Source organism: Klebsiella grimontii (assembly GCF_900200035.1).
GTDB classification, from domain to species: domain Bacteria; phylum Pseudomonadota; class Gammaproteobacteria; order Enterobacterales; family Enterobacteriaceae; genus Klebsiella; species Klebsiella grimontii.
The window spans coordinates 221,198-243,924 of sequence record NZ_FZTC01000034.1; the positions used below are offsets into that span (position 1 = coordinate 221,198).

A 22,727-nucleotide genomic window follows, 5' to 3' on the forward strand; every position below is an offset into this window, starting at 1 on the left:
GCCGCTACGGTGGGGAGAGAAAACATTACTGTTTGTTATCTTTCTGGATCTTCTTAATGATGTTGGTCGTCGAACAGCCGTCTTCGAAGTTGAGCACCAGCACCTCGCCGCCGTTTGCCCATACCTCTTCACTACCGGCAATCTGTTCCGGCTTATAGTCGCCGCCTTTCACCAGCAGATCCGGCAGAATGCCGGCAATCAGCCGCTGCGGTGTGTCCTCTTCAAAAGAGACCACCCAGTCGACGGCTTCCAGCGCGCCCAGCACGATCATACGCTGATCCAGCGGGTTGACCGGACGAGACTCGCCTTTCAGACGCTTCGTTGATGCGTCGCTGTTCACCGCCACAATCAGCCTGTCGCCCAGCTTGCGAGCGTTCGCCAGGTAGGAAACGTGGCCCGCGTGTAAAATGTCGAACACGCCGTTGGTCATCACCACTTTCTCGCCGCGCTTGCGCGCCGCGGCGACCGCCAGCTTCAGCTCCTCTTCGCCCATCACGCCAAAACCGGTCTCTGAGCGCCCGCGCACCGCGTTCTCCAGTTCGATAGGCGAAACGGTAGAGGTACCGAGTTTACCCACCACGACGCCCGCCGCCGCGTTGGCAAAATAGCAGGCCTCTTCCAGCGTGTTGCCGGAAGCCAGCGTCGCCGCCAGCACGCCGATGACCGTGTCGCCCGCGCCGGTAACATCATAAACTTCCTGCGCCTGAGTAGGCATATGCAGCGGCGGCCGCCCAGGCTGCAGCAGCGTCATCCCCTGCTCGGAACGGGTCACCAGCAGCGCGGAGAGATCGAAATCGGCAATGATTTTCATCCCGCGCTCAACGATCTCTTCTTCATCCTTACATTTACCCGCTACCGCTTCAAACTCTGAGAGGTTAGGCGTCAGCAGGGTGGCGCCACGATAGCGTTCAAAATCCGTGCCTTTCGGGTCAATGAGCACCGGAACGCCCGCGTCGCGAGCCAGCTTAATCATGGTCTGAACGCTGGTCAGCGCGCCTTTGGCGTAATCAGAGAGTACCAGTGCGCCAATGGAGCCCAGCGCCTGCTGAATACGTTCGTGCATCGGCTGCGGGTCGACGCCGGAGAACCCTTCTTCAAAATCGAGACGAATCAGCTGCTGGTTACGCGACAGCACGCGCAGTTTGGTAATCGTCGGGTGCGTCGGGACGGAGACAAAATCGCACTTCACGTTAACGTCGGCCAGCGCCTTACTCAACGCGCGGGCGGCATCGTCAATCCCGGTCAGGCCAACGAGGCGAGAGGTCGCGCCGAGGGACGCAATGTTCATCGCCACGTTTGCCGCGCCGCCAGGACGTTCTTCGATATTTTCCACCTTCACCACCGGCACCGGCGCTTCCGGCGAAATGCGGCTGGTGGGTCCATACCAATAGCGGTCCAGCATCACATCGCCAACCACCAACACTCCTGCACGTTCAAACTCTGGCAGCGTTACTTTCATTCCTCTCTCCTGCGAGACGCAAACTTTGCGCGCGATAATAGCACACCCGGTTTTTTAGTTAAGCCATCAACCACTTCTGCCAGCTGGCGCTGACCTGTTCACGCTCCTCGCTAAACGCCTCTGGCGCCACGTGCCCCGGCTGTTCCTGCAGCGCCAGGTGATGTAGCGCATCGCGCAGCGTAGTGTAAGCGTGAGTTAACGCCCTCGCCTCTCCCTCGTCCATAATGTCATTCTGCGCCAGCAGTTCCAGAATACGGACGTTATCGGACCAGCGCGTGAGCTTCGGTTTATCACTGGCATAGCGTAGGACCAGATACTGGGTAATAAATTCAATATCCGTGATCCCCCCGGCATCGGCTTTAATATCAAAGCGATCGGGATGCTTATTCCCCAGATGAGCGCGCATTTTTTCACGCATTTCCCGCACTTCGGTTTGCAGTTTTTCGCCCTCCCGCGGGGCGGTGAGAATATCCCGACGAATCGCGTCAAAGCGCGCCTGTAGCTCAGGATCGCCGTACACCACGCGGGCGCGAACCAGCGCCTGATGCTCCCAGGTCCATGCCTCGTTTTGTTGATAATCAGCAAAGGAATCGGCGGTAGTCACCAGCATGCCCGCCGCGCCAGAAGGACGTAAGCGAGCGTCCACTTCGTACAGAATGCCCGACGAGGTGCGGGTGCTGAAAAGATGCATGATGCGCTGCGCCAGGCGCAGATAAAACTGCCGACCGTCGATTTCGCGCTCGCCGTCGGTCATCACCTCCATCGGACAATCGTGGAGGAATACCAGGTCGAGATCGGAACTGTAGCCCAGCTCCCAGCCTCCCAACTTGCCGTAGCCGACCACCGCAAAACCGCGCCCCTGGCGCTCGTGAAGGTGCGTCGGCTTCCCGTAGCGGGCCACCATCTGCAGCCAGGCCTGCTGGACGACCGCATCAATCATCGCCTCCGCCAGCCAGGTCAAGTGATCGCTCACTTTCATCACCGGCAGGGTTCCGGCGATATCCGCCGCGGCAATATGCAGCAGCTGCGCCTGCTTAAACTGGCGAAGCGCCTCCAGCTGCTGCTCTTCATCCTCTTCCGGTACGCGCAGCAGATACTGCCGAAGCTCGTCGCGATAGGCATCGGTGGCCGTCGGCTGATAAAGCGTATTCGGGTCCAGCAGCTCGTCCAGCAGCAGCGGGTGACGGGCCAGCTGGCTGGCGACCATCGGCGATGCGGCGCACAGGCTAATCAGGTGCTTTAGCGCGCCGGGGAACTCGCTCAGCAGCTCCAGGTAGGTTGTACGGGTGACAATTCCGGTCAGCAGCGGCGTGATGCGCGCCAGCGGCACCGGGGCATCGGCGCGCGAACAGATTTCGCTAAGCAGATGCGGCATGAGCTGATCGAGCACCTGACGGCCGCGCGGACCAATCGTCCGCCGATCCAGCTCTTTACGAAAATCGGCGATCAGCGCCAGCACGCTGCGGCGATCGTTATCAGCAAGATGCGCCAGCGCCGGGCTGGTATCGTCCTCCTGCAGCGCGTCCTGCCACAGTTCGCGCCAGTACTCTTCAAGCTGTTCATCCGGCGACTGCGTTTCATCGTCGCCGATCAGTTCATTAAACACGCGCCGCACGTTGGCCATCTGCTCCGCCAGCCGCGCGCTGAGCGTCTCCCAGTCGGCAGCGCCCATCCCCCAAGCCAGCCGGGCGCGATTAAGCTCATCCTGCGGCAGAGTTTGCGTCTGCTCATCGTTGATACTCTGCAGCAGGTTTTCGAGGCGTCGCAAAAACAGATAGGCTTCGCGCAGCCTCTGCGCATCGCCTTCCGGCAGCAGGTGCAGCTCCTCGATGGCGGCCAGCGTCGGCAGCAGGGCCCGCTGTTGCAGCATCGGCTCGCGACCGCCGCGAATCAGTTGAAAGACCTGGACGATAAACTCCACTTCGCGGATACCGCCCGCGCCGAGCTTGATATTATCCTTCAGACCCCGGCGGCGCACCTCGCGGGCAATCATTCCCTTCATATTACGCAGGGACTGAATCACGCTGAAATCAATATAACGGCGGAAGACAAATGGCCGCAGCATAGCGCGCAGCTCGCCGGCATAAACACCATCGTTCTCGCCCATGATGCGCGCTTTCACCATCGCATAGCGCTCCCAGTCGCGCCCCTGCTCCTGGTAATAATCTTCCAGCGCGGCAAAGCTCAGCACCAGCGGGCCGCTGTCGCCAAACGGGCGCAGGCGCATATCCACGCGGTAGACAAAGCCATCCTGGGTGGGCTGATCCAGCACCTTAATCAGGCGCTGTCCGAGACGGGTAAAAAACTGCGCGTTATCCAGCTCGCGACGGCCGCCGCGGGTGGAGCCGTGCTCCGGCCAGGCGAAAATCAGATCGATGTCGGAGGAGAAATTCAGCTCGCCGCCGCCGAGCTTGCCCATGCCGAGGATCAGCAGCGGCTGAGCTGAACCTTCCGCATTACACGGCGTCCCCCATTCGCGGCAGCAGGCGGCGTAAAGCCAGTCGCGCGCGGCGACGATTAAGGTCTCCGCCAGCGCGCTGAGCTGCTGTAGACTGCTCTCTTCGCTGACCAGCGATAGCGCCTGGGCCCAGGCGATGCGCACCATAATCCAGCGGCGAAACTGGCGCAGCTCGCGCATCAGCGCGGCCTCATCATTGACCTCGGCCAGGCGAACCCGCAGCCACTCGGCGTAGTGATGCCACTCCAGCGCCTCGGGAGGCGCACTTTCAAGCCCCGCCAGCCACTGCGGCTGCGCGATCAGACTCTGCGCGACAAAATCGCTGAAGGCCATAACCGATTGCGCCCGTTCGCTCAACGTCGATACGGGAAAATCCGCTGGCAGTCGGTCTATGACCGTCTGCCAGTGCTGCTGTAACTGCGAAGAAAGCGGCATCTTAGGGGCTCCCTGGCCTGAAATTATCGTTTTCCACTATGCAGCCAGAACGGCTCCGCTGCCAGCGCCTGGCGACGAAAATATTCGATAACGCTACTGTCGTTATGCGCAATCGCCCGGCGGGTCTCTTGCCAGTTTTCCAGCCACGGCCCGGCGACGTCGAGATAAGCTCCGGATAACAGTTGAACGGTGTCAATTTCGCGGGTCAGGCGCGGAAGCTGATCGACATAACCGTCAGCGGACGGCTGGCGGAAGGCGTTTTTCAGCTCCGCCGCCGCTCTGGAGAGCTGAATATCCGCGAAGCGTTTAAACGATCCGGCAATCTTCTGTTCCCCGGCAGCGTTCAGGAAAGGACGCCAGCCGCGGTTTACCAGCAGATCGGTGAGCGTCAGTTTCGCTCTGACGGTCGCCACGCTGAAAAGCGCCGCCTGGGCCGTTTCGGCCTCCGCCAGCGCCGTTTCGGCTTCGTTCAGACGCTCACGCAGCAGCGTGGTGGCCTTGCGCGGAACAATGCCGCCAAACAGCACCAGCGCATGCCGCACGCGGGCGATGGCGTGCAGAATCTCCGCTTTCGCTTTCGCATTGCCGCGATTGAGGAGTTCATCATGATACAGCCAGTGCGCGAGCGCGCTTTCCAGCGCCGCTTCCAGTGCCTGTTCGACGCTGGCCTTCGGCGCGACGCGAAGGATAGACAACGCGGTGAGCGGACGTTCTTCATTGCCCTGCGCCAGATGATAACCGCGCGCCGCCTTGCTCAAGCTACCCTGGCGCAGTACGCCGGTATCTAGCAGGCGACGGGCAAGGGTCAGAATGTCCTGCGTTTTACCGGACAGCAGTTCCAGCTCCAGTTCACAAATCGGCTCCTGGTGTTCACCGGCTTTGACTGCGCCGCGGTCGAGCGCGATTTCAATTTCGCTATCGCCTTCCTTTACAACCCATCTTTCACGCGCAAAATCAGTGCTGAAAAGCGGCTGTACGTTCTGTGCGAGCTCCGCCGGCAGTTCTCCCTGCGGCCAGACCTCAGCCGGCAGTTTCTCCAGCGCCAGCTCCGGCGTGTCCAGCGGAATGTTGTATTCCGGACGCTGATGCAGGCCGCCGACGACGCGCCCGGCGATTTTCAGCGTCATTTCATAGCGTCCCTGGTCGCCGCGAATGCGCAGCCCCATGTCGTGGCGGCGCAGCCAGTTATCCGCCGTTTCATAGTAAATATTCAGCAATTGACCCGCGGGCGTATGCTTTGCCTCCAGCGTGTTGAGGTGCTGACGCAGCGCGTCAACGCCATCCTGAGCGACGATAAACTTTAATTCGATTTCTTGAGCCATGACTGAATTCTTCCGCTTATATGCTGTGCCGGGAAATTGCGGCGAACTAACAACGATATTTCTTGTCAGTAAATAGTATTTTGCGGCGAATCGCCATGCAATGCGCATTTTGCCGGGCCACCTCCTGGATGATTCCGATTGTGGCGGAAAACTTTGCGTCGCTTCGGCGATGCCACTACTATCGTTCAACTTTTTATGACCAAACGATGACCTGATGCCTAAATTACGCCTTATTACATTGACTTTGCTGGCGCTGAGCGCCGCCACGGCGGTTCACGCGGAAGAAAAACGTTACGTTTCAGATGAACTGAATACCTGGGTGCGCAGCGGTCCGGGCGATAACTATCGTCTCGTGGGCACCATCAACGCCGGTGAGGAAGTCGCGGTGCTGCAAACCAACGACAGCACGAACTATGCTCAGGTACGCGACGGCAGCGGCCGTACAGCCTGGATCCCCCTGAAAGAGCTGAGCAACGAGCCCAGCCTGCGCACCCGCGTGCCGGATCTGGAAAACCAGGTCAAAACCCTGACCGACAAACTGAACAATATCGACACCACCTGGAACCAGCGCACGGCGGACATGCAGAAGAAAGTCGCCGGTAGCGACGCCGTTATCAACGGCCTGAAAGAAGAGAACCAAAAGCTGAAAAATGAGCTGGTTGTCGCGCAGAAAAAGGTAAACGCCGCGAATCTGCAGCTTGATGACAAACAGCGCACCATTATCATGCAGTGGTTTATGTACGGCGGCGGCGTGCTGGGCGTCGGCCTGATCCTCGGACTGGTGTTGCCGCACCTGGTACCGAGCCGCAAACGCAAAGACCGTTGGATGAACTAATTCGTCTTCTCTGCCAGACTTACGTATCATCGTAAGAAAATGAAGACGGGAGAGTAAGGCGTGAAGGTTTATCTGGTCGGTGGTGCAGTACGAGATGCGTTATTAAGGCTACCGGTTAAAGACAAAGATTGGGTCGTGGTTGGCGCCACGCCTCAGCAACTTCTCGACGCGGGCTACCAGCAGGTAGGCCGTGATTTTCCCGTGTTCCTTCATCCGCAAAGCCGCGAAGAGTATGCCCTGGCGCGTACCGAGCGCAAGTCAGGTTCCGGTTACACCGGCTTTACCTGCTATGCCGCAGCCGACGTTACCCTTGAACAAGATCTGCTGCGCCGCGATCTGACGATCAATGCGCTGGCCCAGGACGCCGACGGCCAGATTATCGATCCCTACGGCGGCCAGACTGACTTACGCCAGCGCCTGTTGCGCCACGTCTCGCCCGCTTTTAGCGAGGATCCGCTACGCGTCCTGCGCGTGGCGCGCTTTGCCGCCCGCTACGCGCACCTGGGGTTCCGCATCGCCGATGAAACCATGGCGCTGATGCGCGCGATGGCCGATGCCGGCGAGCTGGCGCACCTCACGCCTGAGCGGGTGTGGAAAGAGACGGAAAGCGCCCTTGCCACCCGCAACCCGCAGGTCTTCTTCCAGACACTACGCGACTGCCGGGCGCTCAAGGTGCTGTTCCCGGAAGTCGACGCCCTTTATGGCGTACCGGCTCCGGCGAAATGGCACCCGGAAATCGACACTGGTCTGCACACGCTGATGACCGTCACCATGGCGGCGATGCTCTCTCCGGAAGTGGATGTCCGTTTTGCCACGCTATGCCACGACCTGGGGAAAGGGCTAACGCCGAAAGCGCTCTGGCCCCGCCATCATGGTCACGGCCCGGCGGGGGTTAAGCTGGTCGAGCAGCTCTGCGCCCGTCTGCGAGTACCGAACGACATTCGCGACCTGGCTAAGCTGGTCGCCGAATTTCACGATCTGATTCATACGCTCCCCATCCTGCAGCCGAAAACGCTGGTCAAGCTGTTCGATAATATCGACGCCTGGCGCAAGCCGCATCGTGTCAGGCAAATCGCCTTAACCAGCGAGGCCGACGTGCGCGGGCGCACCGGCTTTGAAGCCTGCGATTATCCGCAGGGACGCCTGCTGCTGGAAGCCTGGGAAGTTGCCCGGTCGGTTTCAACAAAAGAGGTGTTGGCGGAAGGTTTTCAGGGCGTTGAGATTCGTGAAGAGCTAACGCGTCGGCGAATTCAGGCCGTCGCCCGCTGGAAAGAAAAGCGTTGCCCTCAGCCGCGCGACTGAGGGCGGGCGCTTAGAAGAAGACCACGTAGACCGCTGCCGCGACGATAAAGCGGTAAATGGCGAACGGGATAAACGAAATACGTTTAATCAGCTGCAGGAAGGTTTTAATCGCAATCAGCGCAACGATAAACGCCGTGACAAAACCGACGGCAAACATCGGAATATCGCTGGCGTTGAGGAACCCAATGCTCTTGTACATATCCAGTACGGTTGCGCCCATCATCATCGGCACCGCCAGCAGGAACGAGAACTCAGAGGCCGCATAGCGGCTTACACCCATCAGCATCCCGCCGGAAATCGTCGCTCCGGAACGCGAGAAGCCCGGCCATAGCGCCAGACACTGGAAGCAGCCGATGACGAACGCCTGACGATAGGTCATATCATCAATGCCCACCGCGCGCGGCTGTTTTGGCTTCAGCACTTCCGCCGCGATCAGCAGCACGCCGCCCACAATCAGCGCATACATCACGTTAATCGGGTTAAACAGCGACTTGATGGTATCGTGGAAAATTAGCCCCAGCACCACCGCCGGGACCATCCCCAAGAGAATATGAATAAGCGACAGGCGACCGCTGCCCTGGCCTTCATGTTCGGGCTTTTTACCAAAATGAATGCCGATAAGGCCAAACAGACGGCGCCAGAACATCACCACAACGGCCAGAATGGAACCAAGCTGAATCACTACTTCAAAAGTATTTGCGGTATCGCCTTCAAAACCCAGCAGATGACCGACAATAATCATATGACCAGTACTGGAGACAGGTAAAAACTCTGTCAAACCCTCAACCACACCCAATATTGCCGCTATCAGCAGCGAGTGTATATCGCTCATCCAATTAAACCCTTTAAAAAGTAAAATGAAAAAAACCAGGAACGAAGAACCGAGCTATCAGGCGTGCTTATTTGGCCACAGACAGCGCGCAGAAAACTGAGCGTACAGGTTGTACGCAAGGATTTCGAGCGCTGTTCAGGAACAAAACGGCAAATAGCATAGCCTTATAGCCGGATTCTATGACCGGTATAAACACGCTTTGTTTAACGAGTATGACCTGAAAAGTTTTGTTTCAGATTAAGGCCACGTTCAATAATGACGCCAACGTTGGCCGCTCGCGCTACCGCGCCGGGCTTGCTGACTTTAATACGTACCCATGGCGATTGAAACTTTTCCAGCAGCAGGTCGGCGATCTCTTCCGCCACGCGCTCCACCAGCGCAAAGCGCGCTCCCTCAACGTGGTTGATCACCAGCTCGCTGATATCAGCATAGCTGAGGCAATCGCTGACATCATCGCTGGCCGCCGCTTTGCGGTTATCCCACGCCATTTCGATATCGAACACCAGCTTCTGTTCGATGGTTTGTTCCCAGTCGTAAACACCAATTGTGGTGATTACCGAAAGTTGCTCTATAAATACAATATCCATCACGACCCGCCTGCTTTTTGACTAAACCGGATACCACTTCTGACCAATTATGCGTATTATCCACAGATGCAAAGACATCCCCTAAATAATTTGCGTTGCAGTAAGACCGCGACGCGGCAAGGCTCCAGGCGCACGGCGTTGCGATGCGTCCGGGCGGGCCAACGCGCCGACAGCGCTGGGGATAAACCAACTCTTTCTAAATGGAACAGCTGATGAGTGCAATCGCGCCTGGACTGGTTATCCTCGCCTACCTCTGCGGCTCAATCTCCAGCGCCATTCTCGTTTGCCGCCTCGCTGGCCTTCCTGACCCTCGCGACAGCGGCTCCGGCAATCCTGGGGCGACGAACGTCCTGCGAATTGGCGGCAAAGGCGCAGCCGTAGCGGTACTGATTTTTGATGTGCTGAAAGGCATGCTGCCGGTCTGGGGCGCGTGGGCGCTAGGCCTGACCCCGTTCTGGCTCGGTCTGGTGGCGATTGCCGCCTGCGTGGGCCATATCTGGCCGGTATTTTTTAACTTCCGCGGTGGTAAAGGCGTGGCGACCGCCTTCGGCGCCATTGCCCCAATCGGCTGGGATCTTACCGGCGTAATGGCCGGAACCTGGCTGCTGACGATTCTGCTCAGCGGCTACTCCTCTCTTGGGGCCATCGTGAGCGCGCTGATTGCGCCCTTCTATGTCTGGTGGTTCAAACCGCAGTACACTTTCCCCGTTTCGATGCTGTCGTGCCTGATCCTGCTGCGCCATCATGACAACATTCAGCGTTTGTGGCGTCGTCAGGAAACCCGAATCTGGTCTCGTTTCAAAAAGAAGAAAAAAGCGCCGGAGCAGAAATAACCTTTGCTTCGCCGCAAGGCGGCAATGAGCTTACTCCAGTCAGTGATTCGGGCGAGCGACAAATCTGCCGGGAGCAGATTTGAACGTCGCTTGCGACGGCCCGCCAGGGCGAGGCCCATGGATGGGCCGAGTAGCCCGTAGCCAACGCCGCTGCGGCTCGAAGTATGACGGGCATAAGCTTTTCATATGATCGGGATGATTGCCCCCCGATCAATACTCTTCGCTGCTGTTTTATCTTGATTTTGCAGGGGCGCGACATTGCACGGCACCGTGTTAGCACAGAATAAAAAAGGCTGGCAGGCCACGCTGGACCTCCAGTTTCAATTTCTCGGCGGGAAAACCACGCTCGCCTCCCGTCGCCATGTCGGTCCCCTCACCGTTCAGCGCCCGTTTTATCCCGAAGCAGAGACCTGCCACCTCTATCTGCTTCATCCGCCCGGCGGCATCGTCGGCGGCGATGAGCTCACCATTAGCGCGACCATTGATGCCGATTGCCATACCCTGATCACCATGCCCGGCGCCAGCAAGTTTTATCGCAGCAGCGGCGCGCAGGCGCGGCTTCAGCAAACCCTGACGCTGGCCGAAAACTCGACGCTCGAGTGGCTGCCGCAGGACGCGATCTTCTTTCCCGGCGCCAACGCCGCTTTGTCTACCGCCTTTCATCTCGCCGCCTCCAGCACACTGCTGGCCTGGGACCTGCTGTGCCTTGGCCGACCGGTTATCGGCGAAGCTTTTAGCCACGGCGCGCTCGCCAATCGGCTGGAAGTGTGGGTCGACGGCTCTCCGCTGCTGATTGAGCGCCTGAGCCTGGCCGATGGACAGCTGGCCTGCGTCGCGCAGCAGCCGTGGGTGGGAACGATGCTGTTCTACCCGGCGAACGAAACGCTGCTGGAAGGCGTACGCGAAAAGCTTACGCCGCTGGCAAATTACGCCGGCGCTACGCTCACCGACGGCCTGCTAGCGGTACGTTTTTTAAGCGATGATAATCTGCTTTGCCAGCGGGCGATGCGCGATATCTGGCAATTCATGCGCCCGCATCTGACCGGCAAATCTCCGGTACTTCCCCGAATCTGGCTGACTTAAGAGAACGCTATGGAACTGACACCCAGAGAAAAAGACAAGCTGTTGCTGTTTACCGCCGCACTGGTGGCGGAGCGTCGCCTGGCCCGCGGCCTGAAGCTCAACTATCCCGAATCCGTGGCCCTGATTAGCGCCTTTATTATGGAAGGCGCGCGCGATGGCAAAAGCGTCGCCGAGCTGATGGAAGAGGGACGCCACGTCCTGAGCCGTGACCAGGTCATGGAAGGCGTGCCGGAAATGATCCCCGATATCCAGGTCGAAGCCACCTTCCCGGACGGCTCGAAGCTGGTCACCGTTCATAATCCGATAATCTGAGGTAGCGTGATGATCCCTGGAGAATATCAGATAAAGCCCGGACAGATAGCCCTCAACGCTGGCCGCGCAACCTGCAGCATTATTGTTGAAAATCACGGCGACCGGCCGATTCAGGTCGGCTCGCATTACCACTTCGCCGAGGTCAACCCGGCGCTGAAGTTCGATCGCCAGCAGGCGACCGGCTATCGGCTGAATATCGCTGCCGGCACCGCAGTGCGCTTCGAGCCGGGTCAAAAACGCGAGGTGGAGCTGGTGGCGCTGGCCGGAACCCGTGCGGTGTACGGTTTTCGCGGCGAGGTGATGGGCGCGCTGGAGGCAAACGATGAGTGAAATTTCACGTCAGGCCTATGCCGACATGTTCGGCCCTACCACCGGCGATAAAGTTCGCCTGGCGGACACCGAGCTGTGGATCGAGGTCGAAGATGATTTGACCACCTACGGCGAAGAGGTCAAATTTGGCGGCGGTAAAGTGATCCGCGACGGAATGGGGCAGGGACAGATGCTTTCCGCCGGGTGCGTGGATCTGGTGCTGACCAACGCCCTGATCGTCGATTACTGGGGGATCGTCAAAGCCGATATTGGCGTCAAAGACGGACGGATCTTCGCGATCGGCAAAGCCGGCAATCCGGATATTCAGCCCAACGTCACGATCCCGATCGGCGCGGCCACGGAAATTATTGCGGCGGAAGGTAAGATCGTCACCGCCGGCGGCGTCGATACGCATATTCACTGGATCTGCCCGCAGCAGGCGGAAGAGGCGCTGGTCTCCGGCGTCACCACCATGATCGGCGGCGGGACCGGCCCGGCGGCGGGCACCAACGCCACGACCTGTACGCCAGGGCCGTGGTATATCTCGCGGATGCTGCAGGCCGCCGACAGCCTGCCGGTCAATATCGGCCTACTGGGTAAAGGCAACGGCTCGAATCCCGACGCGCTGCGTGAGCAGGTCGCGGCCGGGGTTATCGGCCTGAAAATTCACGAAGACTGGGGCGCGACCCCGGCGGCAATCGACTGCGCGCTGACCGTGGCCGACGAAATGGACGTGCAGGTCGCGCTGCACAGCGACACCCTCAATGAGTCCGGATTCGTTGAGGATACCCTGGCGGCCATCGGCGGGCGCACTATCCATACTTTCCATACCGAAGGCGCGGGCGGCGGCCATGCGCCGGATATTATTACCGCCTGCGCGCACCCCAATATTTTACCGTCGTCGACCAACCCGACGCTGCCCTATACCGTCAACACCATTGACGAACATCTGGATATGCTGATGGTTTGCCATCACCTCGATCCGGATATCGCCGAGGACGTGGCGTTTGCCGAATCGCGCATTCGGCGGGAAACCATCGCCGCGGAAGACGTCCTGCACGACCTCGGCGCCTTCTCCCTTACCTCGTCTGATTCGCAGGCGATGGGGCGCGTCGGCGAAGTGGTGTTACGTACCTGGCAGGTAGCGCACCGGATGAAAGTTCAGCGCGGCCCGCTGGCGGAAGAGAGCGGCGATAACGACAACTTCCGCGTAAAGCGCTATATCGCCAAATACACGATTAATCCGGCGTTGACCCACGGTATCGCCCACGAAGTCGGCTCGATTGAAGCCGGTAAACTGGCGGATCTGGTGCTGTGGTCCCCGGCGTTCTTCGGCGTGAAACCGGCGACAATCGTTAAAGGCGGCATGATCGCCATGGCGCCGATGGGCGACATCAACGCCTCTATCCCAACGCCGCAGCCGGTGCACTATCGCCCGATGTTCGGCGCGCTGGGCAGCGCCCGTCACCGCTGCCGTTTGACCTTCCTGTCGCAGGCGGCGGCGGAAAACGGCGTCGCTGAACGGCTGAACCTGCACAGCGCGACGGCGGTGGTGAAAGGCTGCCGCGAGGTACAAAAAGCCGATATGCACCACAACGGCCTGCTGCCCAATATTACCGTGGATTCGCAAACCTACGAGGTGCGCATCGACGGCGAACTGATTACCAGCGAACCGGCGGACGTGCTACCGATGGCGCAACGTTATTTCCTGTTTTAAGGAGCGCACATGCTTTATTTAACCCAACGGGTGGAGACCCCGGCGCAGGCCACGGCCAGCGTTACCCTGCCGATTGACGTGCGGGTAAAAAGCCGCATAAAAGTCACGCTTAACGATGGTCGTCAGGCGGGCCTGCTGCTGCCGCGCGGCCTGCTGCTGCGCGGCGGCGATATTCTCAGCAACGAAAACGGCTGCGAGTTCATCGAAGTGATCGCCGCCGATGAAGCCGTTTCGGTCGTACGCTGCGATGACCCCTTTGTGCTGGCGAAGGCCTGCTATCACCTTGGCAATCGCCACGTGCCGCTGCAAATTATGCCCGGCGAGCTGCGCTATCATCACGATCACGTCCTGGACGATATGCTGCGCCAGTTTGGTCTGGCCGTGGATTTCGCGCATCTGCCGTTTGAACCGGAAGCCGGCGCCTACGCCAGCGAATCGCACGGGCATCACCATCATCACCATCATGAGCACAGCCACTAAATGCCGACGCCGGAAAAACGTCTGCGCTTAATGCAGCTTGCCAGCAGCAGCCTCCCGGTTGGCGGCTACAGCTGGTCCCAGGGGCTGGAGTGGGCGGTGGAAGCGGGCTGGGTAGCGGATACCGCCGCCTTTGAGCGCTGGCAGCTGCGGCAGATGGAGCAGAGCTTTTTTACCGTCGATCTGCCGCTGTTCGCCCGGCTTTACCGGGCCTGCGAAGCGGGCGATCTGGCCTGCGCCCGGCGCTGGACCGCTTACCTGCTCGCCTGCCGGGAAACCCGCGAGCTGCGCGATGAAGAGCGCAACCGCGGCGCGGCCTTCACCCGGCTGCTGGCCGACTGGCAGCCGGACTGCCCGCCCGAGTGGCGCAAGCTGTGCCAGCAAAGTCAGCTAACTGGCATGGCGTGGCTCGGCGTACGCTGGCAAATCGCCATTCCTGACCTGGCCCTGAGCCTTGGCTATAGCTGGATTGAAAGCGCGGTGATGGCGGGCGTCAAGCTGGTGCCCTTTGGCCAGCAGGCGGCCCAGCAGTTGATTCTACGCCTGTGCGACCGCTACGCGGCGGACATGGACAGCGCCCTCGCCGCCCCGGACGACGCCCTCGGTTCGGCGACGCCGCTGGCGGCTATCGCTTCCGCCCGGCACGAAACCCAGTATTCCCGACTATTCCGTTCTTAGGAGAAGGTATGAACATGATTAAGCAACCGCTGCGCGTCGGCGTCGGCGGCCCGGTCGGCTCCGGAAAAACGGCGCTGCTGGAAGCCCTCTGCAAAGCCATGCGCGACACCTGGCAGCTGGCGGTGGTGACCAACGATATCTATACCAAAGAAGATCAGCGCATTCTCACCGAGGCTGGCGCCCTGGAGCCTGAACGAATTGTCGGCGTCGAAACCGGCGGCTGCCCGCATACCGCCATTCGGGAAGACGCGTCAATGAACCTTGCCGCGGTGGAGGCGCTGAGCGAGAAATTCGGCAATCTCGATCTCATCTTTGTGGAAAGCGGCGGCGATAACCTGAGCGCCACCTTCAGCCCGGAGCTGGCGGATCTCACCATCTACGTCATCGACGTGGCGGAAGGGGAAAAGATCCCGCGCAAAGGCGGACCGGGGATCACCAAATCCGACTTCCTGGTGATCAATAAAACCGATCTTGCACCGTACGTGGGCGCGTCTCTGGAAGTGATGGAGCGCGATACCCTGCGCATGCGCGGCGAACGCCCGTGGAGCTTCACCAACCTGAAAAGCGGCGACGGCCTGCAAAATATCATCGCCTTTATCGAAGACAAAGGCATGCTCGGCAAGTAACCCCTGCACCATCCCGGCGCAGAGGTGTCGGGATGGTGCATGCCCCGCCCTCTCTTTAGCCATCCCCTTCATAAAGCCCTGATAGCGCCTGCCCTGCGATGTGGCATAAGGTTTGCTAATTCCAGTCATGCCTAACCATTAAGGAATGACTATGTCATCACTGGATATAAAAACTGATTTACCTGCGCAAACCAGTGCCTCCGGCTCAAAAGAAACGCTGGAAGATTATACCCTTCGCTATGCTCCGCTGAGCTTTCGCCGCTGGGGACCGGGGGTTGTGGCGGTGACCGCCTTAGGCGGCATCGCCTATCTGGCTGACTTTTCTATCGGTGCCAGCATCGGCATGGCGTGGGGCACCACCAATGCGATTTACGCGATCCTGCTGGCGGCGCTGGTTATTTTTCTTACCGGTATCCCGCTGGCGATTACCGCCGCGCGCTATAACATCGACCTCGACCTGATCACCCGCAGCGCCGGTTTCGGCTACTTTGGCTCGGTGATCACTAGCATTATCTTCGCCGGATTTACCTTTATCTTCTTCGCGCTTGAAGGCTCGATCATGGCGCAGGGGCTGCTGGTGGGCCTGGGGATCCCGCTGTGGATGGGCTACCTCATCGCCACGCTGATGGTATTGCCGCTGGTGGTCTACGGCATGAAGGCGCTGACTCGCCTTCAGGTCTGGACAACGCCGCTGTGGCTGGTCCTGATGGTGGTTCCGGTGGCCTGGCTTATCGCCAAAGACCCGGATCTGGTGGATGGGTTTATGAACTTCGCCGGTAAAAACAACGCCGCAACGGTAGACTTGACCGCCATTATGCTCGGCGCGGGGGTATGCCTGTCGCTGATCATGCAGATTGGCGAGCAGATCGACTACCTGCGCTTTATGCCGCCGAAGACCGCGGAAAACAGCAAAAGCTGGTGGCTGGCGGTGTTCTCCGCTGGTCCGGGCTGGGTCGTGTTAGGCGCGATTAAACAGATTATCGGCGCTTTCCTCGGCTTCTATCTGCTGACCCGCTTCCCGGCAGTGCATAACACCGAGCCGGTACAGCAGTTCGTCAGCGTCTTCGATAACCTGGTCCCCGGCTGGCTGGCGCTTACCCTCGCGGTGGTACTGGTGGTTATCTCGCAGATTAAAATTAACGTCACCAACGCCTATTCCGGCTCGCTGGCGTGGACCAGCGCCTGGACGCGCACCACCAAGCGCTACCCGGGGCGGATTATTTTCGTCATCGTCAACCTGACCATTGCCCTTGCCCTGATGGAAGGCGACATGTTCAGCGCTCTGGCGTGGATCCTCGGCTTCTATTCCAACTTTGCCATCGCCTGGGTGGTGGTAGTCGCCACCGATATCACCGTCAACAAAGGCCTGCTGAAGCTGGCCCCGGCGCAGCCGGAGTATCGTCGCGGGATGATCTATAACGTCAACCCGGTGGGCGTGGTGGCTTTTGCCCTCGCAGCAGGCCTGTCGATTAGCGCCTTCTTCGGCCTGTTGGGCGAAACGCTGGCGCCGTTCTCGCCGCTGATCGCGCTGGCGGTGGCTTTCGTAATGACGCCGGTCATGGGGATCACCACCCGCGGGCGCTATTACATTAAACAGCGCGATGACGGGATCCCCGAGCCGCGCTACGATGCGCAGGGCAACGCGTCGACCACCGTTTACCGCTGCCTGAGCTGCCGGGAGGAGTACGAACGTCCGGACGTAATGCATTCGCACAAGCATCAGGGCGCGATTTGCTCGCTGTGTAAGAGTATGGAATAAGTAGGAAGGCAGGCCGACAGGACGTCGGCCTGTGAAACAGAAGACGTTATGCCGCCGGGAGTTCAGCCAGCGGCCAGCGCGGACGAACGGTCACGCCGAGCTCCGCTTTCGCCCCGGAGCGCAGACGAACCATCCCGGCATAGGCAATCATCGCGCCGTTATCGGTGCAAAATTCAGGACGGGCATAGAAGACTTCCCCGCCGCGCTTTTGCATCATTTCCGCCAGCTTCGCGCGCAGCGTACGGTTAGCGCTGACGCCCCCCGCCATCACCAGCCGTTTAAAGCCGGTTTGCTCCAGTGCGCGGCGGCACTTAATCATCAGCGTATCCACGACCGCGTCTTCAAACGCGCGGGCGATATCGGCGCGGGTCTGGTCGTCATCGCCGTTGTTGCGGATGGTGTTCGCGGCAAAGGTTTTCAGACCAGAGAAGCTGAAATCCAGGCCGGGGCGGTCGGTCATCGGTCGCGGGAAGACAAAGCGCCCTTCGGTGCCCTGAGAAGCCATCTTCGACAGCATCGGGCCGCCGGGATAATCCAGCCCCAGCAGTTTAGCCGTCTTATCGAAGGCTTCGCCCGCCGCGTCGTCAATAGACTCGCCTAACAGCTCGTACTGGCCAATGCCGGTGACGCTGATCAGCTGGGTATGACCGCCGGAAACCAGCAGCGCGACAAAAGGATACTGCGGCGGATTATCTTCCAGCATCGGCGCCAGCAGGTGCCCTTCCATATGGTGTACCGGGATCGCCGGAACGTTCCAGGCGAACGCCAGCGATCGGCCAACCGTGGCGCCGACCAGCAGCGCGCCAACCAGACCCGGGCCCGCCGTATACGCAACGGCATCAATATCCTTTGCCGTCAGCCCGGCTTCCTTGAGCGCCGCCTGAATCAGGGGGACAGTTTTACGCACGTGGTCGCGCGAGGCCAGCTCAGGCACCACGCCGCCGTAGTCAGCGTGCAATTTCACCTGACTATACAGCTGGTTGGCTAACAGACCTTTTTCGTCGTCATAAATGGCGATGCCGGTTTCATCGCAGGATGTTTCAATTCCCAGTACACGCATGGCTAGTTTTACCTCGTTTCAATACCGCGCAGTGTAGGACCAATGCGGGTTGATGTAAAACTTTCCTCACCCCTGGCGTTCACTTCGTGTATACTCCCTGTCCTTATAAAAGTCCCTTTCAAAAATCGCGTCGGTGCTTTACAAAGCAGCAGCAATTGCAGTAAAATTCCGCACCATTTTGAAATAAGCTGGCGCTGATGCCAGCGGCAAACCGAATTTATCAAAGGTGAGAGTTACATGCCGGTAATTAAAGTACGTGAAAACGAGCCGTTCGACGTAGCGCTGCGTCGCTTCAAACGTTCATGCGAAAAAGCAGGTGTTCTGGCGGAAGTTCGTCGTCGTGAGTTCTATGAAAAACCGACTACCGAACGTAAACGCGCTAAAGCTTCAGCAGTGAAACGTCACGCGAAGAAACTGGCTCGCGAAAACGCACGCCGCACTCGTCTGTACTAATCTGTTGGGAGCATAGCTCTCAATTCAGACCGAGTTGTAGTTGTAAGGCCGTGCTTCCGAAAGGAATGCGCGGCTTATTTTCGTTTATGCATTAGCATATACACGACATCATTCAGGATGCACTCTGGCAGCAAGGGAGTGAGTCCCGGCGCTTACTCAAGTAAGTGGCAGGGGTGAACGAACTTAGCCAACGCAGAGGCAATCTGAAGGCTCAAGTGTATAAAACGGGGCATATGGCTGGACGAATCCCACGAGTATTTATCAATGACCTGCTGGCGCGCACCGACATCGTCGATCTGATCGATGCCCGGGTAAAGCTGAAAAAGCAGGGCAAGAATTATCACGCGTGCTGTCCGTTCCATAACGAAAAAACCCCCTCTTTCACCGTCAATGGTGAAAAACAGTTTTACCACTGCTTTGGCTGCGGTGCGCACGGCAACGCTATCGACTTCCTGATGAACTACGACAAGCTCGAGTTCGTGGAAACCGTCGAAGAGCTGGCCGCCATGCATAATCTTGACGTGCCGTATGAAGCAGGTAGCGGGCCCAGCCAGATTGAGCGCCATCAGCGGCAAAATCTTTATCAGCTGATGGATGGTCTGAACACGTTTTATCAACAGTCTCTGATGCAACCCGCCGCCGACCCCGCGCGCCAGTATCTGGAAAAACGCGGCTTAAGCAGTGAGGTCATTACGCGCTTTGCGATTGGCTACGCCCCTCCCGGCTGGGACAACGTTTTAAAACGTTTTGGCGGTAATCAAGAAAATCGCCAGTCGCTGATTGATGCAGGCATGCTGGTCACGAACGATCAGGGGCGCAGTTACGACCGCTTCCGCGAACGGGTGATGTTCCCCATCCGCGATAAGCGAGGCCGGGTGATTGGTTTTGGTGGTCGCGTGCTGGGTGATGCCCTGCCGAAGTACCTGAACTCCCCGGAGACCGATATTTTCCATAAAGGCCGCCAGCTGTACGGTCTTTATGAAGCGCAGCAGGACAACGCTGAACCGTCCCGCCTGCTGGTGGTCGAAGGCTATATGGACGTGGTGGCGCTGGCGCAATTCGGCATCAACTATGCCGTTGCGTCGTTAGGAACGTCGACGACCGCTGACCATATTCAGCTGTTGTTCCGGGTCACCAATCAGGTGGTTTGCTGCTACGACGGCGACCGGGCTGGCCGCGATGCCGCCTGGCGCGCGCTGGAAACGGCGCTGCCGTATATGACCGACGGGCGTCAGCTACGCTTTATGTTTCTGCCGGATGGCGAAGATCCGGATACGCTGGTGCGCAAAGAGGGGAAAGCCGCATTTGAAGCGCGGATGGAGCAGGCTCAGCCGCTCTCCACGTTTTTGTTCAACAGCCTGCTACCGCAGGTGGATTTGAGCACCCCGGACGGACGCGCGCAGCTGAGTACGTTAGCCTTGCCGCTAATAACTCAGGTACCGGGCGAAACGCTGCGCATTTATCTGCGTCAGGAGTTAGGCAATAAGCTGGGGATTTTAGACGATGCGCAGCTTGAACGTTTAATGCCAAAACAGTCTGAAAATGGCATCCAGCGCCCTGCTCCGCAGCTAAAACGCACGACCATGCGTATACTGATAGGACTACTGGTACAAAACCCGGACCTGGCCCCGCTGGTACCGCCTCTCGAAGGGCTGGACCCGCGTAAAATGCCCGGGCTTGGTTTGTTCAACGAACTGGTTAAAACCTGTTTAGCACAGCCGGGCCTGACTACCGGACTGCTTTTAGAGCAGTATCGCGGCACAAATGAAGCCGCAACCCTTGAAAAACTGTCGATGTGGGACGATATAGCAGATAAGGATATTGCTGAAAAAACCTTCACCGACTCGCTCAACCATATGTTTGATTCACTGCTGGAACTGCGGCAAGAAGAGTTGATAGCTCGCGACCGCACGCACGGTTTAAGCAGTGAAGAACGCCGGGAGCTCTGGACTATCAGCCAGGAACTGGCCAAAAAATAAGCGAAAGATTAAATCATTCAAGTTGTATCAAGGCAGCAAGAGAACGAACTCCTGGAAGGAAACATAAATCCATGACCAGGATGAAGGAACGCAGCTAACGCTAAGACAACTTGAAGGATGACGTATTTAACGGCTTAACTGCCGAATATCGTTCGGGAAGACCCCGACAGCCGCTCGAGGCGCAGCGGCAATAATATAAGTACGCCCTCGCTTTAAATGTTGGCAGTTCGCCTGCTTACACCAATCAAACGAATTAAGTGTGGATACCGTCTTATGGAGCAAAACCCGCAGTCACAGCTGAAGCTTCTTGTCCAACGTGGTAAGGAGCAAGGCTATCTGACCTATGCCGAGGTCAATGACCATCTGCCGGAAGATATCGTCGACTCCGACCAGATCGAAGACATCATCCAAATGATCAACGACATGGGCATTCAGGTGATGGAAGAAGCACCGGATGCCGATGATCTCTTGCTTGCTGAAACGAACAACAATACCGACGAAGATGCGGAAGAAGCTGCCGCGCAGGTTCTCTCCAGCGTTGAGTCTGAAATCGGACGCACAACCGACCCGGTGCGTATGTACATGCGCGAAATGGGTACCGTCGAACTGCTGACGCGCGAAGGCGAAATTGACATCGCTAAACGCATCGAAGACGGGATTAACCAGGTCCAGTGCTCGGTTGCGGAATACCCGGAAGCGATCACCTATCTGCTGGAGCAGTACGATCGCGTTGAAGCGGAAGAAGCGCGCCTGTCCGATCTGATCACCGGCTTTGTCGACCCGAACGCTGAAGAAGATCTGGCGCCAACCGCCACTCACGTCGGTTCTGAACTCTCTCAGGAAGAGATGGATGACGACGAAGACGAAGATGAAGAAGAAGACGACGACAGCAGCGATGACGACAACAGCATCGACCCTGAGCTGGCGCGCGAGAAATTCGCCGAACTGCGTACGCAGTACGAACTGACCCGCGACACCATCAAAGCGAAAGGTCGTAGCCACGCCGCAGCGCAGGAAGAGATCCTCAAGCTGTCTGAAGTGTTCAAACAGTTCCGTCTGGTGCCGAAGCAGTTTGATTACCTGGTTAACAGCATGCGTGTCATGATGGATCGCGTTCGTACTCAAGAACGTATTATCATGAAGCTGTGCGTTGAACAGTGCAAAATGCCGAAGAAAAACTTCATCACTCTGTTCACTGGCAACGAAACCAGCGAAACCTGGTTCAACGCGGCCATCGCCATGAACAAGCCGTGGTCAGAGAAGCTGCTTGACGTAAAAGAAGACGTCCAGCGCGGCCTGATGAAGCTGCAGCAGATTGAGCAAGAGACCGGCCTGACCATTGAGCAGGTAAAAGATATCAACCGTCGCATGTCCATCGGTGAAGCGAAAGCCCGCCGTGCGAAGAAAGAGATGGTTGAAGCGAACCTGCGTCTGGTTATCTCGATCGCCAAGAAATACACCAACCGCGGTCTGCAGTTCCTAGACCTGATCCAGGAAGGCAACATCGGTCTGATGAAAGCGGTTGATAAGTTTGAATACCGCCGCGGCTATAAGTTTTCCACCTACGCAACCTGGTGGATCCGTCAGGCGATCACCCGCTCTATCGCCGACCAGGCGCGCACCATCCGTATTCCGGTGCATATGATTGAGACGATCAACAAGCTCAACCGTATTTCCCGCCAGATGCTGCAGGAGATGGGCCGCGAGCCGACGCCGGAAGAGCTGGCCGAGCGTATGCTGATGCCGGAAGATAAAATTCGTAAGGTGCTGAAAATCGCCAAAGAGCCGATCTCCATGGAAACGCCGATTGGCGACGATGAAGATTCGCATCTGGGAGATTTCATCGAGGATAACACCCTCGAGCTGCCGCTGGACTCTGCCACCACCGAGAGCCTGCGCGCCGCCACCCATGACGTTCTGGCTGGCCTGACCGCCCGAGAAGCGAAAGTCCTGCGTATGCGCTTCGGTATCGACATGAATACCGATCACACGCTGGAAGAAGTGGGTAAACAGTTCGACGTTACCCGCGAACGTATCCGTCAGATCGAAGCGAAGGCGCTGCGTAAACTGCGTCATCCGAGCCGCTCTGAAGTGCTGCGTAGCTTCCTCGACGATTAATTATCGCCGCGTACCGCAAAAAGCCAGTCAAATGACTGGCTTTTTTTATGCCTGAACGGTAATCATTTATTTAAGAAATATTAAAACCAAAAT

The 22,727-nt window shown here is 58.3% G+C and carries 20 protein-coding genes and 1 pseudogene; 14 read left to right on the forward strand and 7 right to left on the reverse strand.

Annotated features, from left to right (window positions below):
• Positions 1-25 precede the first annotated feature (25 nt).
• Genes hldE through KOSB73_RS26580 form a run of 3 tightly spaced genes read right to left on the reverse strand, consistent with a single transcriptional unit; the run spans position 26 to position 5,674 of the window.
• The gene (gene hldE, locus KOSB73_RS26570) at positions 26-1,459 is read right to left on the reverse strand and encodes a bifunctional D-glycero-beta-D-manno-heptose-7-phosphate kinase/D-glycero-beta-D-manno-heptose 1-phosphate adenylyltransferase HldE (RefSeq protein ID WP_004125323.1); all 1,434 of its coding nucleotides are present in this window, start codon (positions 1,457-1,459) and stop codon (positions 26-28) included.
• A gap of 58 nt (positions 1,460-1,517) precedes the next feature.
• Positions 1,518-4,352: a bifunctional [glutamate--ammonia ligase]-adenylyl-L-tyrosine phosphorylase/[glutamate--ammonia-ligase] adenylyltransferase gene (glnE, locus tag KOSB73_RS26575; protein WP_098141259.1), complete on the reverse strand. Its 2,835-nt coding sequence runs from the start codon at positions 4,350-4,352 to the stop codon at positions 1,518-1,520.
• A gap of 23 nt (positions 4,353-4,375) precedes the next feature.
• Positions 4,376-5,674, reverse strand: coding sequence for a CYTH domain-containing protein (locus KOSB73_RS26580; RefSeq protein WP_049087450.1), 1,299 nt, complete (start codon positions 5,672-5,674; stop codon positions 4,376-4,378).
• A 214-nt stretch (positions 5,675-5,888) separates the two neighbouring features.
• Between KOSB73_RS26580 and KOSB73_RS26585 the strand changes: the two genes are divergently transcribed.
• Together KOSB73_RS26585 and KOSB73_RS26590 are read left to right on the forward strand one after the other, a co-directional pair.
• Positions 5,889-6,509, forward strand: a complete 621-nt coding sequence (locus tag KOSB73_RS26585) for a TIGR04211 family SH3 domain-containing protein (protein ID WP_004125329.1) — start codon at positions 5,889-5,891, stop codon at positions 6,507-6,509.
• A gap of 60 nt (positions 6,510-6,569) precedes the next feature.
• A complete protein-coding gene (locus KOSB73_RS26590) occupies positions 6,570-7,811 on the forward strand; it encodes a multifunctional CCA addition/repair protein (protein WP_024358688.1) in 1,242 nt (413 codons plus the stop codon).
• A 10-nt stretch (positions 7,812-7,821) separates the two neighbouring features.
• On the opposite strand, the gene bacA is transcribed toward KOSB73_RS26590, so the two are convergent.
• Together bacA and folB are read right to left on the reverse strand one after the other, a co-directional pair.
• Positions 7,822-8,643, reverse strand: coding sequence for an undecaprenyl-diphosphate phosphatase (bacA, locus tag KOSB73_RS26595; protein WP_004135718.1), 822 nt, complete (start codon positions 8,641-8,643; stop codon positions 7,822-7,824).
• Between the two features lie 203 nt (positions 8,644-8,846).
• On the reverse strand, positions 8,847-9,230 hold the full coding sequence (gene folB / locus KOSB73_RS26600) for a bifunctional dihydroneopterin aldolase/7,8-dihydroneopterin epimerase (protein ID WP_004135716.1): 384 nt from the start codon (positions 9,228-9,230) through the stop codon (positions 8,847-8,849).
• A 212-nt stretch (positions 9,231-9,442) separates the two neighbouring features.
• Between folB and plsY the strand changes: the two genes are divergently transcribed.
• A complete protein-coding gene (gene plsY, locus KOSB73_RS26605; protein WP_004125351.1) occupies positions 9,443-10,063 on the forward strand; it encodes a glycerol-3-phosphate 1-O-acyltransferase PlsY in 621 nt (206 codons plus the stop codon).
• A gap of 185 nt (positions 10,064-10,248) precedes the next feature.
• On the opposite strand, the pseudogene KOSB73_RS31260 reads toward plsY, so the two are convergent.
• A pseudogene (locus KOSB73_RS31260) lies at positions 10,249-10,332 on the reverse strand (short-chain dehydrogenase); the annotation flags it as partial.
• Here KOSB73_RS31260 and KOSB73_RS26615 point away from each other — a divergent pair.
• From KOSB73_RS26615 to KOSB73_RS26650, 8 genes are all read left to right on the forward strand, one after another.
• A complete protein-coding gene (locus KOSB73_RS26615) occupies positions 10,322-11,146 on the forward strand; it encodes an urease accessory protein UreD (RefSeq protein WP_024358690.1) in 825 nt (274 codons plus the stop codon). The pseudogene KOSB73_RS31260 and the gene KOSB73_RS26615 sit on opposite strands and share 11 nt — an antisense overlap.
• 9 nt (positions 11,147-11,155) lie before the next feature.
• Positions 11,156-11,458, forward strand: a complete 303-nt coding sequence (locus KOSB73_RS26620) for an urease subunit gamma (RefSeq protein ID WP_004125356.1) — start codon at positions 11,156-11,158, stop codon at positions 11,456-11,458.
• Positions 11,459-11,467: 9 nt separating this feature from the next.
• Positions 11,468-11,788, forward strand: a complete 321-nt coding sequence (locus tag KOSB73_RS26625; RefSeq protein WP_004135711.1) for an urease subunit beta — start codon at positions 11,468-11,470, stop codon at positions 11,786-11,788.
• A complete protein-coding gene (gene ureC / locus KOSB73_RS26630) occupies positions 11,781-13,484 on the forward strand; it encodes an urease subunit alpha (protein ID WP_024358691.1) in 1,704 nt (567 codons plus the stop codon). The genes KOSB73_RS26625 and ureC overlap by 8 nt, the downstream gene beginning before the upstream one ends.
• Before the next feature lie 9 nt (positions 13,485-13,493).
• Positions 13,494-13,964, forward strand: coding sequence for an urease accessory protein UreE (ureE, locus tag KOSB73_RS26635; RefSeq protein ID WP_049089051.1), 471 nt, complete (start codon positions 13,494-13,496; stop codon positions 13,962-13,964).
• Complete coding sequence (locus KOSB73_RS26640) at positions 13,965-14,639, forward strand: urease accessory protein UreF (protein WP_024358692.1); 675 nt, start codon at positions 13,965-13,967, stop codon at positions 14,637-14,639.
• 8 nt (positions 14,640-14,647) lie between these two features.
• The gene (gene ureG, locus KOSB73_RS26645; RefSeq protein WP_004105899.1) at positions 14,648-15,265 is read left to right on the forward strand and encodes an urease accessory protein UreG; all 618 of its coding nucleotides are present in this window, start codon (positions 14,648-14,650) and stop codon (positions 15,263-15,265) included.
• 151 nt (positions 15,266-15,416) lie between these two features.
• A complete protein-coding gene (locus tag KOSB73_RS26650) occupies positions 15,417-17,024 on the forward strand; it encodes a purine-cytosine permease family protein (RefSeq protein ID WP_024358693.1) in 1,608 nt (535 codons plus the stop codon).
• A 46-nt stretch (positions 17,025-17,070) separates the two neighbouring features.
• Here KOSB73_RS26650 and tsaD read toward each other — a convergent pair whose 3' ends face one another.
• Positions 17,071-18,084: a tRNA (adenosine(37)-N6)-threonylcarbamoyltransferase complex transferase subunit TsaD gene (tsaD, locus tag KOSB73_RS26655; protein ID WP_004872392.1), complete on the reverse strand. Its 1,014-nt coding sequence runs from the start codon at positions 18,082-18,084 to the stop codon at positions 17,071-17,073.
• A 237-nt stretch (positions 18,085-18,321) separates the two neighbouring features.
• Between tsaD and rpsU the strand changes: the two genes are divergently transcribed.
• From rpsU to rpoD, 3 genes are all read left to right on the forward strand, one after another.
• The gene (gene rpsU / locus KOSB73_RS26665; RefSeq protein WP_001144069.1) at positions 18,322-18,537 is read left to right on the forward strand and encodes a 30S ribosomal protein S21; all 216 of its coding nucleotides are present in this window, start codon (positions 18,322-18,324) and stop codon (positions 18,535-18,537) included.
• Between the two features lie 233 nt (positions 18,538-18,770).
• A complete protein-coding gene (gene dnaG, locus KOSB73_RS26670; RefSeq protein ID WP_004872393.1) occupies positions 18,771-20,516 on the forward strand; it encodes a DNA primase in 1,746 nt (581 codons plus the stop codon).
• Between the two features lie 273 nt (positions 20,517-20,789).
• Complete coding sequence (rpoD, locus tag KOSB73_RS26675) at positions 20,790-22,634, forward strand: RNA polymerase sigma factor RpoD (RefSeq protein WP_004125383.1); 1,845 nt, start codon at positions 20,790-20,792, stop codon at positions 22,632-22,634.
• Positions 22,635-22,727 lie beyond the last annotated feature (93 nt).

Bases quoted from the DNA above. Each gene is read 5' to 3' on its own strand.
- KOSB73_RS26620 (WP_004125356.1), top strand. From the start codon at position 11,156: ATGGAACTGACACCCAGAGAAAAAGACAAGCTGTTGCTGTTTACCGCC.
- plsY (WP_004125351.1), top strand. From the start codon at position 9,443: ATGAGTGCAATCGCGCCTGGACTGGTTATCCTCGCCTACCTCTGCGGC.
- folB (WP_004135716.1), bottom strand. From the start codon at position 9,230: ATGGATATTGTATTTATAGAGCAACTTTCGGTAATCACCACAATTGGT.
- rpsU (WP_001144069.1), top strand. From the start codon at position 18,322: ATGCCGGTAATTAAAGTACGTGAAAACGAGCCGTTCGACGTAGCGCTG.
- bacA (WP_004135718.1), bottom strand. From the start codon at position 8,643: ATGAGCGATATACACTCGCTGCTGATAGCGGCAATATTGGGTGTGGTT.
- ureG (WP_004105899.1), top strand. From the start codon at position 14,648: ATGAACATGATTAAGCAACCGCTGCGCGTCGGCGTCGGCGGCCCGGTC.
- rpoD (WP_004125383.1), top strand. From the start codon at position 20,790: ATGGAGCAAAACCCGCAGTCACAGCTGAAGCTTCTTGTCCAACGTGGT.
- KOSB73_RS26585 (WP_004125329.1), top strand. From the start codon at position 5,889: ATGCCTAAATTACGCCTTATTACATTGACTTTGCTGGCGCTGAGCGCC.
- KOSB73_RS26625 (WP_004135711.1), top strand. From the start codon at position 11,468: ATGATCCCTGGAGAATATCAGATAAAGCCCGGACAGATAGCCCTCAAC.
- tsaD (WP_004872392.1), bottom strand. From the start codon at position 18,084: ATGCGTGTACTGGGAATTGAAACATCCTGCGATGAAACCGGCATCGCC.
- ureC (WP_024358691.1), top strand. From the start codon at position 11,781: ATGAGTGAAATTTCACGTCAGGCCTATGCCGACATGTTCGGCCCTACC.
- ureE (WP_049089051.1), top strand. From the start codon at position 13,494: ATGCTTTATTTAACCCAACGGGTGGAGACCCCGGCGCAGGCCACGGCC.
- KOSB73_RS26580 (WP_049087450.1), bottom strand. From the start codon at position 5,674: ATGGCTCAAGAAATCGAATTAAAGTTTATCGTCGCTCAGGATGGCGTT.
- hldE (WP_004125323.1), bottom strand. From the start codon at position 1,459: ATGAAAGTAACGCTGCCAGAGTTTGAACGTGCAGGAGTGTTGGTGGTT.
- KOSB73_RS26650 (WP_024358693.1), top strand. From the start codon at position 15,417: ATGTCATCACTGGATATAAAAACTGATTTACCTGCGCAAACCAGTGCC.
- dnaG (WP_004872393.1), top strand. From the start codon at position 18,771: ATGGCTGGACGAATCCCACGAGTATTTATCAATGACCTGCTGGCGCGC.
- glnE (WP_098141259.1), bottom strand. From the start codon at position 4,352: ATGCCGCTTTCTTCGCAGTTACAGCAGCACTGGCAGACGGTCATAGAC.
- KOSB73_RS26640 (WP_024358692.1), top strand. From the start codon at position 13,965: ATGCCGACGCCGGAAAAACGTCTGCGCTTAATGCAGCTTGCCAGCAGC.